This is a genomic window from Bizionia psychrotolerans, assembly GCF_001039595.1.
Genome location: NZ_JNGS01000002.1, coordinates 1 through 16511, shown reverse-complemented (window position 1 = coordinate 16511; position 16511 = coordinate 1). Strand labels below are relative to the sequence as shown.

14 protein-coding genes and 1 pseudogene are annotated in these 16511 nt (G+C 33.8%); 13 read left to right on the top strand and 2 right to left on the bottom strand.

The annotated features are described in order from the left end of the window. Positions 1-83: 83 nt before the first annotated feature. The 13 genes and pseudogenes from GK51_RS00210 to GK51_RS00150 all read left to right on the top strand — a co-directional run bounded on the left by GK51_RS00210 (position 84) and on the right by GK51_RS00150 (position 14527). The gene (locus GK51_RS00210; protein ID WP_048330858.1) at positions 84-950 is read left to right on the top strand and encodes a DUF58 domain-containing protein; all 867 of its coding nucleotides are present in this window, start codon (positions 84-86) and stop codon (positions 948-950) included. Between the two features lie 15 nt (positions 951-965). Next, complete coding sequence (locus tag GK51_RS00205; protein WP_048330856.1) at positions 966-2630, top strand: BatD family protein; 1665 nt, start codon at positions 966-968, stop codon at positions 2628-2630. A 2-nt stretch (positions 2631-2632) separates the two neighbouring features. Further along, a complete protein-coding gene (locus GK51_RS00200) occupies positions 2633-3634 on the top strand; it encodes a vWA domain-containing protein (protein ID WP_048330877.1) in 1002 nt (333 codons plus the stop codon). 80 nt (positions 3635-3714) lie between these two features. Then, the gene (locus tag GK51_RS00195; RefSeq protein WP_048330855.1) at positions 3715-4752 is read left to right on the top strand and encodes a vWA domain-containing protein; all 1038 of its coding nucleotides are present in this window, start codon (positions 3715-3717) and stop codon (positions 4750-4752) included. Positions 4753-4812: 60 nt separating this feature from the next. Next, positions 4813-5646, top strand: a complete 834-nt coding sequence (locus GK51_RS00190) for a tetratricopeptide repeat protein (protein WP_048330854.1) — start codon at positions 4813-4815, stop codon at positions 5644-5646. Between the two features lie 69 nt (positions 5647-5715). After that, the gene (locus GK51_RS00185) at positions 5716-7488 is read left to right on the top strand and encodes a BatD family protein (protein WP_048330853.1); all 1773 of its coding nucleotides are present in this window, start codon (positions 5716-5718) and stop codon (positions 7486-7488) included. Positions 7489-7502: 14 nt separating this feature from the next. After that, complete coding sequence (locus GK51_RS00180) at positions 7503-8273, top strand: SH3 domain-containing protein (RefSeq protein ID WP_048330875.1); 771 nt, start codon at positions 7503-7505, stop codon at positions 8271-8273. Positions 8274-8331: 58 nt separating this feature from the next. After that, positions 8332-8613 (top strand): hypothetical protein, encoded by a 282-nt coding sequence (locus GK51_RS00175; protein ID WP_048330852.1) that lies wholly within the window; start codon positions 8332-8334, stop codon positions 8611-8613. An 88-nt stretch (positions 8614-8701) separates the two neighbouring features. After that, positions 8702-10295: pseudogene (locus GK51_RS00170) on the top strand (SulP family inorganic anion transporter). A gap of 6 nt (positions 10296-10301) precedes the next feature. Then, the gene (locus tag GK51_RS00165; RefSeq protein WP_048330850.1) at positions 10302-11117 is read left to right on the top strand and encodes a universal stress protein; all 816 of its coding nucleotides are present in this window, start codon (positions 10302-10304) and stop codon (positions 11115-11117) included. A gap of 11 nt (positions 11118-11128) precedes the next feature. Beyond that, positions 11129-11755: a carbonic anhydrase family protein gene (locus GK51_RS00160; protein ID WP_048330849.1), complete on the top strand. Its 627-nt coding sequence runs from the start codon at positions 11129-11131 to the stop codon at positions 11753-11755. A gap of 268 nt (positions 11756-12023) precedes the next feature. Next, a complete protein-coding gene (locus GK51_RS00155; protein ID WP_048330848.1) occupies positions 12024-13895 on the top strand; it encodes a SulP family inorganic anion transporter in 1872 nt (623 codons plus the stop codon). A 5-nt stretch (positions 13896-13900) separates the two neighbouring features. Continuing rightward, positions 13901-14527, top strand: a complete 627-nt coding sequence (locus GK51_RS00150) for a carbonic anhydrase (protein WP_048330846.1) — start codon at positions 13901-13903, stop codon at positions 14525-14527. 52 nt (positions 14528-14579) lie between these two features. On the opposite strand, the gene GK51_RS00145 is transcribed toward GK51_RS00150, so the two are convergent. Together GK51_RS00145 and GK51_RS00140 are read right to left on the bottom strand one after the other, a co-directional pair. Beyond that, positions 14580-15671: an HmuY family protein gene (locus GK51_RS00145; protein ID WP_048330844.1), complete on the bottom strand. Its 1092-nt coding sequence runs from the start codon at positions 15669-15671 to the stop codon at positions 14580-14582. Positions 15672-15683: 12 nt separating this feature from the next. Further along, positions 15684-16511: outer membrane beta-barrel protein (locus GK51_RS00140; protein ID WP_048330874.1), on the bottom strand; the 828-nt coding region annotated here is incomplete at its 5' end.

Sequence of the window (16511 nt, the reverse complement as noted above, 5' to 3'; positions counted from 1 at the left end):
TTGCAGTAAGCAGTTAAAAGGTTTGCTAGAATATGAATACAAGATAAATTGAAAACTGCGACTGAACACTGTTTACTGAAGCGATGGATACAAAAGAATTACTAAAAAAAGTACGAAAAATAGAGATTAAGACGCGCAGGTTGTCTGATCATATTTTTGGAGGTGAATACCATTCTACCTTCAAAGGTCGTGGTATGACTTTTAGTGAAGTTCGTCAATATCAATATGGTGATGATGTTCGAAATATTGATTGGAATGTAACAGCCAGAACCAACGAACCACATATTAAAGTATTTGAAGAAGAACGCGAGCTCACTATGATGCTTATGGTGGATATTTCGGGTTCTGAATTTTTTGGAACAGATTCCCAATTTAAAAATGAAATCGTTACTGAAATTGCTGCAACATTGGCATTTTCGGCGACTCAAAATAATGATAAAATAGGCTTAATCTTATTTACCGATGCTATTGAGCTTTATATTCCACCTAAAAAAGGACGCTCGCATGTTTTACGAATTATTCGTGAACTCATCGAGTTTAAGCCACAAAGCCAAAAAACAGATATTTCCGAAGCACTTAAATTTTTATCAAATGTCATGAAGCGAAAGGCTATTGTTTTTGTGCTTTCTGATTTTATGACAGATGAGTATCGTCACAATCTAAAAATTGCAGCTGGACGGCATGATATTTCTGGTATTCGCGTGTATGATAGGCATGAAGAAAGTATGCCAAATTTAGGAATGGTGCAAATGCAAGACCAAGAAACTGGTCAAAGTATTTTGGTAAATACAGGATCTAAAAGTGTCCGTTTAGGTTACAGTAAACATTATAATGATCGCGTCACCTATTTTAAGGAAAGTTTTTCAAAATCGGGAGCAGGCGCTATTGATTGTCGTGTGGATGAAAGTTACGTTAAAAAATTATTAGGTTATTTCAAGCAAAGAAGCTAATTGATATTAAAATTTATGAATCAATATTTACACTATAAGAAACATACAACTTCCGTTTTTGGTTTACCATTAGCGGTTCTGTTTTCTTGTATGTTATTTCTTTTTTCAGCAGTTTCTGTAGCACAAGTAAAATCGGCTGCCGATGTTTCTGAAATTAAAATTGGCGAGCAAATCACGTTTCGAGTAGAAGTAGAAGCTGATAGTACAGATTTAGTTGTTTTTCCTGAAGGCGCTACATTTTTACCTTTAGAAATTATCGAATCCTATGATATTGATACCACTAAAAATGCTGAGAAATTCAATCTTATTAAAAAATACGGATTAACCCAATTTGATTCAGGAGCCTATACTATTCCAAGGCAAAAAATTATTATTAATGATAAAACATTGTTTACAGATTCATTAAAAATTATTGTAAATCCGGTTGTTATTGATACCACCAAACAAGGTTTGTATGCTATCAAACCAATCATTAGTGTGGATAAAAGCAGTAGTAATTGGTGGAAAATAGCGCTCATCATTTTATTCGCTATCGCTTTAGTAGCCGCTTTATTATATTGGTTTGTTTGGCGAAAAAAACCATTAACCGAAGAAGAAAAAATTGCTCTTTTACCACCTTATGATCGTGCAAAATTAGCCTTAAAACAATTGGACGAACATCGCTATTTAGAAGAAGAATCGTATAAAGAATACTATTCCGAGTTAACGTTGGCCATCCGAAGATATTTAGATGAAAAGGTTTACGACCACGCTTTAGAAAGCACGACAGACGAACTTATTTCACGTTTATATTTGTTGAAAGAAGGAAATCAAATTGATTTAAGTCCTGAAACCATTAAGAATCTAGAAAGCATTTTTAAGCGTGCCGATTTAGTGAAATTCGCCAAATCATCACCAGATAAGGAATTAGCCAAGTTTGACAGAAAAACGATTGATGAAGAAATTGATCACGTAAAAGAGGTGTTACCAGAACCTAGCGAAGAAGAAAAGCTATTAAACGAACAATATAAAGAAGCTCAAGAACGCAAAAAGAAACGTCGGAAAATTATTATTTCAGCGCTCGTAGTTCTGGGATTATTGGTAGCGACTTTTGTTGGTTTTGGATTCAAATATGGTTTCAATTATGTAAAAGATACCATGCTTGGTAATAACAGTTTGGAATTATTGGAAGGCAATTGGGTAACGAGTGATTATGGTTTTCCGCCAATAATCATTTCAACGCCTGAAGTTTTAAAACGAATTGAATCTGATTCTGTAAGTAGTGATAATGCTCAAGTGGATTATACCACATTTAATTTTGGAAGTTTAGGTAATAATCTAAACATCACGTTGAATACTGCCACGCTAAAAAATCAGAAACCTGAAGATTCCATTAATCTAGTTGCTGTTTCAGAAAAGGCCATTCAAGACCTGGAAAATAAAGGTGCAACGACTATTATTGTGAAGAATGAGAAATTTGTAACACCTAATAATGCTGAAGGTTTAAAAACATTTGGTTACGCGCAATTTCCTATTGGGAAATCGGAATCCTTTGTGGAAGGCGAATATATTTTGCTCCATTTTACCACTAAAAACATCATTCAACAAATCATAATTATTTGGCAGAAAGATGACGAATATGCAGTGGATATGGCAGAGCGTATAGAAAATTCAGTTGAACTAAAACCTACTGCGGAATGATGATTTTTGAAGGCGTAGAATTTTTAGACAAACAGTTTTTCTGGCTTTTGCTAGCATTGCCACTTGCCATTATTTGGTATGTTGTAAAGCATAATAAGCAAACGGCTGAATTAAAAATATCCAGTATTAAAGGATTTCAGGTAACACCATCCATTTTACCAAAATTCAGACATCTACTATTCGTTTTACGCTTGTTGGCATTGGCAGCTTTAATAACCGCTTTAGCAAGACCACGTTCGGTAGATGTGAGTACCAAAACGAAAACCACTCGTGGTATTGATATCGTTATGGCAATTGATGTTTCCGCAAGTATGTTGGCTAAAGATTTAAAACCAAATCGTCTAGAAGCTCTAAAAGAAGTGGCTGCAGAATTTATTGAAGGCAGACCAAACGATAGAATTGGTTTAGTAGAATATGCAGGAGAAAGTTATACTAAAACACCTATTACAAGCGATAAAGCCATTGTGTTAAGATCCTTGAAAAGTATAGAATATAACACCATTATTGAAGGCGGAACAGCCATTGGAATGGGATTGGCAACTGCTGTAAACCGTTTAAAAGATAGCAAAGCCAAAAGTAAAGTTATCATTTTATTAACTGATGGAGTTAATAATTCCGGATTTATCGATCCAAAAATTGCTAGTGAATTAGCCGTAGAATATGGTATAAAAACCTACACCATTGGTTTAGGGACTAATGGTTTAGCATTGTCGCCAGTTTCCATGGTAAACGGAAATCTGCAGTATAGTCGCGTGCAAGTTGAGATTGATGAAGATTTGCTAAAAGAAATTGCTGATGCTACAGGCGGAAAGTATTTTCGAGCCACGAATAATGAAAAGCTAGCTGAAATTTATGAGGAAATTAACAAGCTAGAAAAAACAGAAGTCGAAGAGTTTAAATTTTATAATTATCAAGAATTATTTAGGCCTCTAGTGTTTTTAGCAGGATTATTACTGCTATTAGAAATGTTATTACGCGTCACTATTTTTAGAAGTTTTGTATAAATAAAAATAAGATAAAGAGAAAATCGCCTGTTATTCATTTGAAGAATTTCAAACTGAATACTGCGACTGAAAACTAAAAAATGTATCAATTAGAAGAAAAAATATGGTTTTGGGTATTAGCAATTATTCCGGTAATGATGCTCGTGTATTTATTGCTTCAATTTTGGAAAATACGGACCCAGAAAAAATTTGCGGATAAGCAATTATTAAAACGATTAAGTCCTAATAAATCTGTATTTAAAACAGCATTGAAAGTGGTAGTTTTAAGTTTAGCTTTTGCCAGTTTAGCAATCGCTTTAGTAAATCCGAAAATAGGAACCAAACTAGAAACAGTCAAACGTGAAGGTGTGGATATTGTTTTTGCGGTAGATGTTTCTAAAAGTATGTTAGCTGAAGATATTGCTCCAAACCGTTTAGAAAAAGCGAAACAATTGGTTACGCAAATCATCAATAACTTGGCAGGCGATCGGGTTGGAATTATTGCTTATGCAGGAAAAGCGTTTCCACAATTGCCGATAACTACGGATTATGTGTCGGCAAAAATGTTTCTGCAAGGCATGAATACCGATATGTTATCGTCACAAGGAACAGCCATTGATGAGGCGATTGAGCTTTCTAAAACGTATTATGATGACGAGCAACAAACCAATCGCGTTTTAATTATTATTTCGGATGGTGAAGATCATTCAGACATGTCCGAAAATGTGGCAGCAGAAGCTAATGAAGAAGGCATTCGGATTTTTACAATTGGTGTAGGTGACGCCAAAGGTGGTCCAATTCCCATTAAAAGAAATGGCGTTGTTTTGAATTACAAAAAAGATAACACAGGCGAAACGGTCATTACCAAATTAGACGAAAGCACCTTAATGAAAATTGCCGAAGAAGCTAACGGAACCTATATAAACGGACGAAATACTAATGATGTTGTAGAAACCATTACAGATATTTTAAATGGCATGGATAAACAAGAATATGAAGCCAAACAATTTGCTGATTTTAAAGATCAATTTCAGTGGTTTTTAGGCTTGGCTATTTTCTTCTTATTCATTGATGTTTTCTTATTAGAACGTAAAACAGGCTGGTTAAAACGCTTAAATCTATTCAACGAAAATCTATAAAAATTTTATAAAATATTTAACGGATTAAAACCCAGTTGTTTTATACTTTTAAAGGCACCAATGAAACACCTATTTCTTTACATATTCGCCCTAGTTACGGTATCTGCTTTTTCGCAAGAAGAAGAACAGAAAGCCCAAATTAAAGCCGCAAAAAATGCGAACGATCTCGTTTTTGAAGGAAATGATCTTTTAGATAAAGACGATTTCGTTTCAGCTGAAATGGCATACCGCGAAGCTATTTCTGAAGCACCTTCGGAAACGGTAGGAAGTTATAATTTAGGAACCTCATTCATTCAAGAAGGTAACTTAGAGGAAGCTTTATATCAACTGCAAAAAACAGCCAAATCAGCAACGTCCAAAATAGAAAAACATCAAGCATTTCATAATATTGGAAATATTTTGATGCAGAACAAAAAGTGTAAAGAAGCGGTAGAAGCTTATAAAGGTGCTTTACGAAATAATCCTACAGATGATGAATCTCGTTACAATTTGGCATTAGCTAAAGAGTGTGCCAAGCAGCAGGAGGAACAGAATCAGGACGATAACAAAGACCAAGATAAGCAAGACGAAAATAAAGATCAAGACAAGGAAAAAGACAAAGAAGGCGATAAAGACGACCAGAAAGATAAAGGCGATCAAGATAAAAAAGAAGGCGACGATAAGAAAGATGAAGACGGAAAGCCTAAAGATGATAAAGAAGACAAAGGCAAAGAGAATCAAGATCCAGAAAAAGACAAGCAGCAACAAAAACCGCAGCCACAACCTGGACAAATGTCGCCACAGCAAATGAAAAACTTGCTAGAAGCTATGAATAATCAAGAAGCCAAGGTGCAGGAAAAAATGAATGCGCAAAAAGAAAAAGGCGTTAAAGTGCAAACCGAAAAGGATTGGTAAAATCAGTTATTTGATTTTGGTTTAAAAAATAGAAGTTAGAGCTTACAGATAAGAGGATAGAACGACATCATGAAACTCAAAAAACATATTACACTAATTTTAATGCTGCTTACAGTCAGCATCGCGAGTGCTCAAATAACTTTTGAAGCTAAAGTCAGCAAGAAAAAGTTGGGCATAAATGAGCGCTTGCGCATTGATTTTGAGATGAACAAAGATGGTGATAATTTTAATCCACCAGACTTTAATAATTTCACGGTTGTGGGTGGTCCCAATCAAGCCGTTAGCAATTCTTGGATAAATGGTAAACGTTCATACGCCAAAACCTATAGTTATTTTTTAGCACCAAAACGTACAGGAAACTTTACCATTAATCAAGCGGTTATTGAAATTGATGGTGAAATTTATAAAACAACACCAATTTCTGTTACGGTAACATCAGCTGTTGAAACACCTAAAGATGGAAATAATGCGGATTATATCGCTTCAGAAAACATACATCTGGTTGCCGAAATTTCAGATGACAAACCGTATTTAAACGAAGCCATAACGGTCGTGTACAAACTATATGTGTCGCCTGATACTGGAGTCAGTAATTGGCGTGAAATTGACAATCCGAAGTACAGCGATTTCTGGAGTCAGAATATTGACATCCGACAACTTAAAGTCCAGAATGGAACCTATAAAGGTGAAGATTATCGCTATGTGGTTTTACGTAAAACGGTTTTATATCCTCAAAAAACAGGTGAATTAGAAATTGAACCTTTAAGCTTGGATATTACGGTTGAGGTTCCAACCAATCGTCGTGATATTTTTGGTGGTCGCTTGATGCAGCAAGGTCATAAAACAGTTTCTGCAGGTAAACGAACCATTAATGTGAAGCCACTTCCAGAACAAGGAAAACCAGCGGATTTTACAGGTGCTGTTGGCGATTTTAATTTTAAAGTCACAACCTCCAAAGTATCATTAAATGCTACCGAATCTTTACAGGCTAAGGTGGAAGTTTCCGGTTCTGGGAACTTAAAATTATTCCAGTTACCAAAATTAAATTTACCAAGTTCATTAGAAGTTTTTGAGCCAGAACATACTGAAGATGTTCGGACGAATTTAAACGGGATGCAAGGAAGTATTGCAGATAGTTATACGGTTGTACCACAATTTAAAGGGAAATATCCAATTCCAAATATTTCGTTTTCTTACTTCGATTTAAAATCCAAATCTTATAAAACTATCAATTCTAATGAGATTGTAATTGATGTGTTGCAAGGTCCAACAAGTCAAACCAGTGATCAAGATATCACATCTGTTGGAGGCGATAAACAACGGGTTGTTTTAAATAATAATCAATTCGCTTTCATTAAAACAGATACGAAGTTATATAGCACAAAACCATCGCATTTTTTTAAATCCCTTGAGTTTTGGGCAGCCCTTTTAATACCTTTTTTAGTCATTCCGTTAGTTATTGTTTTTAAGAAAAATAAAGATAAACGTGATGCTGACGTTTTCGGGAATAAAATCCGTAAAGCGGATAAACTGGCTAAAAAGTATTTAAGCCAAGCCAAAAAAGCGCTCGGCCAAAAAGAGGCTTTTTATGTGGCTCTTGAAAAAGCGTTGCATAACTACTTAAAAGCAACCGTTCATATTGAAACAAGCGATTTAAGCAAAGATAAAATTCAAGAATTATTGTATAAAGGTCAAGTTCGTCCAGAAACCATAGCGAGCTTTATTGCTATATTGAAAAATTGTGAATTGGCAAGATATACACCAATTACCCAAGTGGAAATGGAGCAGGATTATCAACGTTCTGCGGATACGATTTCGCAAATAGATAAAGAAATTAAATAGACATGTTACCGATTATGAAATTTCAAAAAACATATGTTTTCTCTTTAATTTTTGCTTTTTTAGGTTTGTGCTCGTTTGCTCAAAACACACAATTATTTGAGCAAGGAAACGCGCTATATAATGATGCCAAATTTGAGGAAGCTATTACTAAATATCAGCAGATCTTGGATGCAGACATGCATTCAGCAGAATTATATTTCAATTTAGCCAACGCACATTACAAGCTCAATCATATTGCACCTAGTATTTTTTATTATGAAAAAGCACTACAATTAGCGCCAGATGATGCGGATATTAAGCAGAATATGACCTTTGCCCAAAACATGACTTTAGATGCCATTGATGTCGTTCCCGAAGTAGGTGTATCTAAAGTTATAAACCAAGTTTCCCATGTAATTAGTTTCGATGCTTGGGCAACATTGGCTATTTGTTTTGTGTTACTGTCGGTTTTTGCATTTATCAATTACTATTTAGCTAACGGAACCCGAACCAAGCGTTTCTCGTTCACAATTGGTTTCATTGGATTATTATTAATGATCGGCTCTGTAGTTTCTGCTTTTAACAAATTTGATTTGGATAAAAGCGATAATCCGGCTATTGTGTTCGCTCAAGAAAGTATAATAAAAAGTGAACCTAATTTACGTAGTACAGAAGCCTTTGTACTTCATGAAGGCACTAAAGTTCAAGTATTAGATACCATTGAAAACTGGAAGAAAATTAAACTTTCGGATGGTAAAGAAGGTTGGATTCCTGCCACTGATATTAAACTACTTAATTCGTTTTAAAGATTATTTAACATTCCTAAAATTAGAAATCTGTATATTTGCATTTCAATTCTAAAAAATGTGTAAAAAAACTATTGCAATTTTATTCTCAATTTTATTTTTGGCGTTCATTTCAGCGCCAGCAGTAATTGTTGCATTAGATGATACCGTAGACGTATCCATGTTTTATAGTATTGCCGAAGAAGAAAATGAAAATATTAAGTTTCCATTATCAGTTAATGATATTAATGAACTTAATACTATGTACTTAATAGATTCAAAAGAATATTTAGGCTATACGTATAAACAATATCCTAAACCACATCTTAATTTAATTTTCCCACCACCAGATTTTATCTAATATTTTATTCGTTCGACATTGATTGTCATCAAAGAAATATTAAAATACCTATTGAAATCTTTTCAATAGGATAAAATCATTATATAAAATGTTTAAAACATTAAAAAGCGACTTGCCTGCAAGTGTAGTAGTATTTTTTGTTGCCTTACCATTGTGTTTAGGTATAGCTCTTGCCAGTGGAGCACCCTTATTTTCAGGATTAATAGCTGGTATTATTGGAGGAATTGTAGTAGGAGCCTTAAGTGGTTCTAAAATTGGAGTTAGTGGTCCTGCAGCTGGTTTGGCTGCTATAGTATTAACTGCCATTGGTACGTTAGGAGGTTATGAAAATTTTTTTGGTAGCCGTTGTATTAGGTGGAATTATTCAATTAGTTTTTGGCGTACTAAAGGCTGGAATTATTGGATATTATTTTCCATCATCTGTTATTAAAGGAATGCTTACAGGTATAGGAATTATCATTATTTTAAAACAAATTCCACACTTTTTTGGCTATGATGGAGAACCAGAAGGTTCTGATAGTTTTACCTGGTCGTCGGGTGAAAATACATTTTCTGCACTCTTAAATATTTTTGATAACCTTATTTTAGGTTCTATGGTTGTTGGATTTATTGCTTTGGGTATTTTGCTACTATGGAGTAATGTTTTAGCTAAAAAAGGGAAGTTTTTCGAAATTATCCAAGGGCCTTTAGTGGCTGTGGTAGTTGGTATTGTTTTTTATATTGTTAGCCAATCCAATGAATCATTAGCTATTGCACAAACGCATTTAGTGAGTGTACCAGTTCCAGATAGTTTCGATTCTTTTGTTGGCCAATTTAGTTTTCCTAATTTCTCTGTCATTACGAATCCAGAGGTATGGATTATTGCTTTCACCATTGCTTTAGTAGCAAGTTTAGAAACCTTGTTAAGTGTTGAGGCAACGGATAAACTCGATCCAGATAAAAATGTTACACCAACTAATAGAGAATTATTGGCACAAGGAACCGGCAATATTATTTCAGGTTTAGTTGGAGGATTACCTATAACACAGGTAATTGTTAGAAGTTCGGCCAATATTCAATCTGGTGGAAAAAGTAAAATGTCCGCTATTATTCATGGATTTTTATTGTTAATTTCAGTGATAGCAATTCCTACTTTACTGAACAAGATTCCGCTATCAGTATTAGCAGCAATTTTATTGATTGTTGGTTATAAACTAGCAAAACCAGCCTTATTTATGAAGATGTATAAACTAGGTTGGAAGCAATCTGTACCGTTTTTTGTAACTGTATTAGGAATTGTTTTCACAGATTTATTAGTCGGAATTGGTTTAGGTTTGGCTGTTGGGATTGTTGTAATCCTTTTAAAAAGCTACCAAAACTCTCATTTCCTTCATATTGAAGATAAAAGTAATGGAAAACATAGAATTAAAATGGAACTTGCCGAAGAGGTAACCTTCTTTAATAAAGGTGCTATTTTAAAAGAGCTAGATAGCTTACCAAGAGATACTTATTTGGAGTTTGATGTTACTAAAACAAGATATCTTGATTATGATATTGTGGAAATTTTAGATGATTTTGCTTTTAAGGCTAAAGAAAGAAACATTGATATAAAATTAATTTCAAAGCGTGGCATTGTTGAAAATCCACCAAGCTTTATTAACTTCTTTGAATTAAGACCAAAATCTAGTATCAGTTTAAGCTAAAGTACTATGAAAAAAAATAAATATAATATTTTGGTGCTTTCTGATTTGAAAGAAACTAATAACGAATTACTGCAAAGAACCATTAGATTAACCAATAAAGTTGATAAAAGTCTACATTTTTTTCATGTTAAGAAACCAATAGATGTTGTTAAAAGAGATAGTCAATTATCTACTTTGCGGACAATTAGTGAACAACATACATTAATTAGAAAAGAAATAGTAAAATTAGTGGATCCAGTGGTCAAAACTCAAAATTTTGAAATTGACCATAGTTATGCTTTTGGAAATGTAAAAAATGAAATTGGAGATTATATAGCTAAAAATAATCCAGATATTATTGTTTTAGGAAAACGAAAATCTAAACCAATTAGTATTTTGGGAGATAGTATTACCGAATTCGTGTTGAAAAATCATAAAGGAATTATTATGATTGTTAATAACTATCAGATTTTGCAAACAGACCAAACATTGGCTTTGGGGATTCTTAATAGTGAATCTGCTTTTATGGAAAATGAATTTCCTCAAGACTTATTTACTGGAGCAAACGAATCTTTAGTAACATTCAGTTTTGCAGAAAAACTGGATAAAGTTGATGATAGCAAACACGAATTACAGGCAAAATCTACAGAATATGTTTTCGAACATAATGATAATACGATACAAAATCTATCAAAATACGTAGCTAAAAGCAGTATAAATTTACTCCTAATAAATAGGAATAATAAAAAAGAAACAAAACAAAATAATGTAAAAGAATTAGAAATTAAAAGTATGATTGATAAGTTAAATGTATCCCTTTTAATATCTGGACAAAATAATTAAAAAACAAATTTATGAAAGCGCACACAAGAGAAACACAAGCTACAATGACTCCTCTGAAGTCATTAGAATATTTAAAAGAAGGTAATATTAGGTTCCAAAATAACCTAAAAGCTAACAGAAATTTGTTGGAGCAAGTAAATGATACTAGTGATGGTCAATTTCCATTTGCAACAATTTTAAGTTGTATAGATTCTAGAGTATCCGCCGAACTAGTTTTCGACCAAGGTTTGGGTGATATTTTTAGCGTTCGTATTGCAGGAAATTTCGTGAATGAAGATATTCTAGGGAGTATGGAATTTGGCTGTAAATTAGCAGGAACTAAACTTATTGTAGTTTTAGGTCATACTAGTTGTGGAGCCATAAAAGGCGCCTGCGATGATGCTCAACTAGGGAACTTAACAAAAATGTTAAGTAAAATAAAACCCGCTGTAGGTGCCGTTTCCGAACCTCAAGATGAAAGTTTAAGAAACTCTGAAAATTTAGAATTTGTTGATTCAGTTTCGGCAAAAAATGTCGAATTAACAATTAATAGAATTCATGCCGAAAGTCCTGTTTTAAGTGAAATGGAAAAAAATGGTGAAATTATGATTGTTGGCGCCATGTACGATCTTAATACTGGTGAGGTTACTTTCTTTTAGAGATAACTTATTTAAGAAATAGTTTAGGTAGCATTAGTTTTTTTAATGCTACCTTGCTATTTAAAGATATAGGGTCTTACATTTTATTGACGATCTTAATTTTGGCCTATAAATTTTACATTTAGGATTCAGAAAAATGTAACTATCTATTAAGAAAGGTTGTAGTGTCTTCAATGCATATTGGGTGTCCTTTAAAAAAGGAATCATCTAAAATGATTATATTTTTGGTTTTTATTCTTTAAATTACATAAAAATTATATTAACTATTATGAAAAATTTATTTTCAAACTTTAAAGGCGATGCCTTTGGAGGTATTACTGCTGGTATTGTAGCATTACCATTGGCGTTAGCTTTTGGTGTGTCATCTGGTTTAGGTCCTAGTGCAGGACTTTATGGTGCCATTTTTATCAGTTTTTTTGCTGCTCTTTTTGGGGGAACGAACACGCAAATTTCAGGACCAACAGCTCCTATGACAGCGGTAAGTATGGTTGTTATTGCAGGAATTATAGCCGTTAATGATGGCGATGTTGCTAAAGCTTTACCAGCAATTTTAACCGTATTTTTATTGGCAGGTTTAATTCAAATTGGTTTGGGTGCTCTAGGCTTGGGTAAATACATTCGGTATATTCCGTACCCAGTCGTTTCTGGATTCATGACCGCTATTGGTGTGATTATTTTGATTACGCAAATCCTTCCAGCAGTGGGTTATTATCCAAAAGAAGATACCGAGTTTGTTAACACTTTTAAACCACAAGCCGAGGAAGTTATTCTTCAAAATATTTTGATAGAAGAAGCGGATGAAGGCATCTTAGTACTTGAAGATTTTAAAGAAACACTTACTCGCGCCGAATTGGTTACTGAAGCGGATATTTTAAAGGAATCTAAAACGTTAGCAGCTTCAGAAGCTTCCGGTGTTTTAGGAACCATAAAAGTTTTAAATCGTGCGTTACAAAATATTAATTGGTTAGAAGTTCTATTGGCTTTAGGCACCATACTAATTATTTATGGATTTAAACGGATTACAACAGCTGTACCGAGTACACTAGTTGCTTTGGTGGTTATGTCTGGTGCTGCTATGATTTTTGGATTGAATTATAGACCCATTGAGGAAATTCCGAGTGGATTGCCAATTCCTAATTTGAGCATTATAATCGATTTTAAATTAAGTACTATTACACCTTATATATTTACTGCCTTAACTTTAGCACTTTTGGGAGCCATCGACTCGTTATTAACCAGTGTTGTAGCAGATAATATGACGAAAACTAAACACAAACCTAATAAAGAACTAATTGGTCAAGGTATTGGAAATAGTATTGGTGCCTTTTTTGGTGGTATTCCAGGAGCAGGAGCTACCATTCGTACGGTTGTAAATATCAATTCAGGTGGTAAAACCAAATTATCAGGTATGATTGCTGGATTGCTATTATTAGGAATTCTTCTAATTCCGGGTTTACCAAGTTTAGCTTCAGATATTCCAGCTGCTGTTTTAGCAGGTATTTTAATTACCGTGGGAATTGGAGTCATGGATTATAAAGGTTTAAAAGCCATTCCAAGTTTACCAAAAGATATCAAAATCGGTCCTTTAAAATTGAGCTCGGAAGTCTTAATTATGATTATCGTTTTATTCCTGTCTACCTTTTGGAATCTAGTTTATGCAGTGGGAATTGGTCTTGTGATTGCTTCTTTAATGTTTATGAAAACGATTGGCGATTTAACAGCAAAACGTTCCGATGTCAAGTCGTTAATGAAAGAAAAAGCTTGGGAAGACGAAATCAATTTTCCTGATAAATTAAAAGAAGAAGTATTCATTAAACACTTAAAAGGACCTTTGTTTTTTGGATCTACTAGCGATTTCCAAAGTCTAGCAGCTCAAATTCCGCTAACAGCTAAAACGGTTGTTATCCGTTTAGGACGTATGCAATACATGGATCAATCAGGTTTATATGCTATGGAAGATGTCTTACAGGAATTAAACAAAAATAATATTACCGTACTTTTTGTTGGCTTATTAAAGCAACCAGAATATATGATGGAACGAATTGATATCATTCCAGATTTAATTCCAAAAGACCATATTTTTAGTACATTTAAAGAATGTATGGTATGGATAAAAAATAACGTAAAAGATAAATATTAGAAATTATGGATTTAAACACAGTTTTCCATAATAATAAAGAGTGGATTCAGAATAAATTAGATGTTGATTCCAATTATTTTAAAGAATTAGGTGATGGTCAAAGCCCAGAACTTTTGTACATAGGTTGTTCTGATAGTCGTGTAACAGCCGAAGAACTTATGGGAGCAGAACCTGGCGAAGTTTTTGTTCATAGAAATATAGCCAACATGGTTATAAGCATAGATTTGAATGTCATGTCTGTAATTAATTATGCTGTGGACCATCTGAAAGTAAAACATGTTATTGTTTGTGGCCACTATGCTTGTGGTGGTGTAAAAGCAGCCATGCAATCGGCAGATTTAGGAATTTTAAATCCTTGGTTGCGTAACATTCGCGATGTGTACAGAATTCATAAAGATGAACTAAACGCTATTGAAAATGAAGATAAGCGCTACGACAGACTTGTGGAACTTAATGTGAAAGAACAATGCGTTAATTTAATAAAAACGGCAGCGGTACAAAAAGCGTATCGCGATCGTGGTTTAGAAGTTCATGGTTGGGTTTTTGATGTCCACTCAGGAAAACTAATTGATTTAAAAATCGATTTTGAAAAATACCTGAAAGACATTATGGAAATTTATCATTTAGACTAAAAAGTAAAAGCCACTTCATTTGAAGTGGCTTTTTTATAAGGTTTATTAATTCTTATTGCAATAAACTGTAAACAAATTCTGGATGACCACGTTCACCATCAGCATTTGTTAAAGCTAAAAATTGTAATTTATATAGGTTCCCTTCGGTATCGTTAACTATGTAAAATACATTTTCTTTCAACGAAGGTAAAGTACCTGGTCCACCACCGTTTCTCCAACTGCTTCCAATAGCACGTTGATCATTACTAAAGTTTGTGTCTACTACATTAGCTAATGTAAAATTCTCATAGCTTAATTCAGTATCAACATCCGTATCAATCATATATGCCGTAGCGTCAGATTTGGTGTTATTTACAATAAAATCGCTATAACCATAAGCTCCATATCCAGGGATTTCATTTGTAAACACAGTAAAGTTTAAGTCCCAATCTTCTTTTATTGGTTCCACATAAACTTCTGAATCTGTATCAAAACTAAAGAATGTGAAATTGTAATCTGCATTTTTAGAGATAGTCACGGTGTTATGTGTTGTAGCATCTAAATCCGCGTATTGTAAAACGTAATCGTGTCCACTTTTATACACACGAATTTTTTTCCATCCTCTTGAATTTCCTGCAACTTCAACACTTCCGTTAGCAGGTGTTCCTGTTCCAACTTCAAAACCTAAATTCACTAAGTAAACGTGGTTGGAAATAACATCCTCAGAAACAGCATCAATAGCAGTTCCATCAATATTACCATAAGGAGCATCAATAAAACCGGCACTAACATCATCAAAAGTTCCAACCGCAACCTGTGTTTGTAAAGTTTGTACTTCAGTTGATGTTGAGCTTACAGCATCAATATCCGAAGCAGTAAGTTCGGCAGTTGCCATATATATAGAACCGTTAATAGCTACTCTAAAATCAGGTCCTGAATAAAATCCTAAATCCCAAGAATCTCTCTGTACACCTGTTGCGGTGTTTGTGCTTAAATCAATATAAACTTGGTTTTGCTGATTTGGGCCACCTATTTCTGGTGCAAATGAAGCGCCTTCAATTACGACACTTATTGGTCCTGATGTTGAGTTGTCGTCGTCACTGCTGCAACCAAAAGTAGCAAGTAAAGCAATTGTAAATAGTGCGGATAAAAATTTGTTAATCATAATATGTAGTGTTTAAAGGTTTAATTTATATACTAGTTTTAAATAAAATGAGCGTCCATATCCTAATGTTAAATTAGAAGGACCGTTACTGTGTGTACCTTCAGATGAAGCCGAATTTCTAATATCAACCGATGTGATGTCTAATAAGTTTCTGGCTCCTAATGTTACTTCAAAGGATTTTTTGAAAAATGATTTTTTTAGAGATGCATCTAACCAACTATATGGAGAAATGCTTTGTTGGGTGAAAATATTGTTCCCTTCACTGTCTGTGTCTCCACTAGCTATGTAATTCTTTTCTGAACCATTGTATTTATATAACATGGTAAAATAGGTGTCCAATTTTTTAGCGAAATACGTAGCACTTGAATTTATTTGGTAGGAGTATAAAAAGTCGTCGTTTGAATTAACTTCGTCGTCTAAAACGCGTGAAAAACCTTGAAGTGTTGCACCTAAATTAAAAGTCCAATTGTCAGCTTTTAAGGAATTGTTTAGCGTAACTCCTACTAACTCATAACTGTTAATGTTTATGTACTGGTACTGTAATGGCGTTGTGTTTACAACAGCTAAATCAATCTTGTCACGCAAGGAAATGTAGTTAATTTTAAATTCATTAACCATTGACAAATCATTAAACCAACTGCGTTTTTTTACATTAAAAAAGGCTGTGTATCCATCTTCAGGTTTTAAGTTTTCATTACCACGAACATCATGGTTAGAATCTACAAAGTATAGATATAACTCTTCAAAACTTGGCGTTCGGTATGAACTTCCTAGCTCTGCGCGTACTTCAAACCCATGTTCAAATAAGTATCTAGCACTTAAAGAACCCATGATTTTCGA

Bases quoted from the DNA above. Each gene is read 5' to 3' on its own strand.
- GK51_RS00210 (WP_048330858.1), top strand. From the start codon at position 84: ATGGATACAAAAGAATTACTAAAAAAAGTACGAAAAATAGAGATTAAG.
- GK51_RS00180 (WP_048330875.1), top strand. From the start codon at position 7,503: ATGAAATTTCAAAAAACATATGTTTTCTCTTTAATTTTTGCTTTTTTA.
- GK51_RS00160 (WP_048330849.1), top strand. From the start codon at position 11,129: ATGAAAGCGCACACAAGAGAAACACAAGCTACAATGACTCCTCTGAAG.
- GK51_RS00165 (WP_048330850.1), top strand. From the start codon at position 10,302: ATGAAAAAAAATAAATATAATATTTTGGTGCTTTCTGATTTGAAAGAA.
- GK51_RS00145 (WP_048330844.1), bottom strand. From the start codon at position 15,671: ATGATTAACAAATTTTTATCCGCACTATTTACAATTGCTTTACTTGCT.
- GK51_RS00195 (WP_048330855.1), top strand. From the start codon at position 3,715: ATGTATCAATTAGAAGAAAAAATATGGTTTTGGGTATTAGCAATTATT.
- GK51_RS00155 (WP_048330848.1), top strand. From the start codon at position 12,024: ATGAAAAATTTATTTTCAAACTTTAAAGGCGATGCCTTTGGAGGTATT.
- GK51_RS00185 (WP_048330853.1), top strand. From the start codon at position 5,716: ATGAAACTCAAAAAACATATTACACTAATTTTAATGCTGCTTACAGTC.
- GK51_RS00205 (WP_048330856.1), top strand. From the start codon at position 966: ATGAATCAATATTTACACTATAAGAAACATACAACTTCCGTTTTTGGT.
- GK51_RS00190 (WP_048330854.1), top strand. From the start codon at position 4,813: ATGAAACACCTATTTCTTTACATATTCGCCCTAGTTACGGTATCTGCT.
- GK51_RS00150 (WP_048330846.1), top strand. From the start codon at position 13,901: ATGGATTTAAACACAGTTTTCCATAATAATAAAGAGTGGATTCAGAAT.
- GK51_RS00175 (WP_048330852.1), top strand. From the start codon at position 8,332: ATGTGTAAAAAAACTATTGCAATTTTATTCTCAATTTTATTTTTGGCG.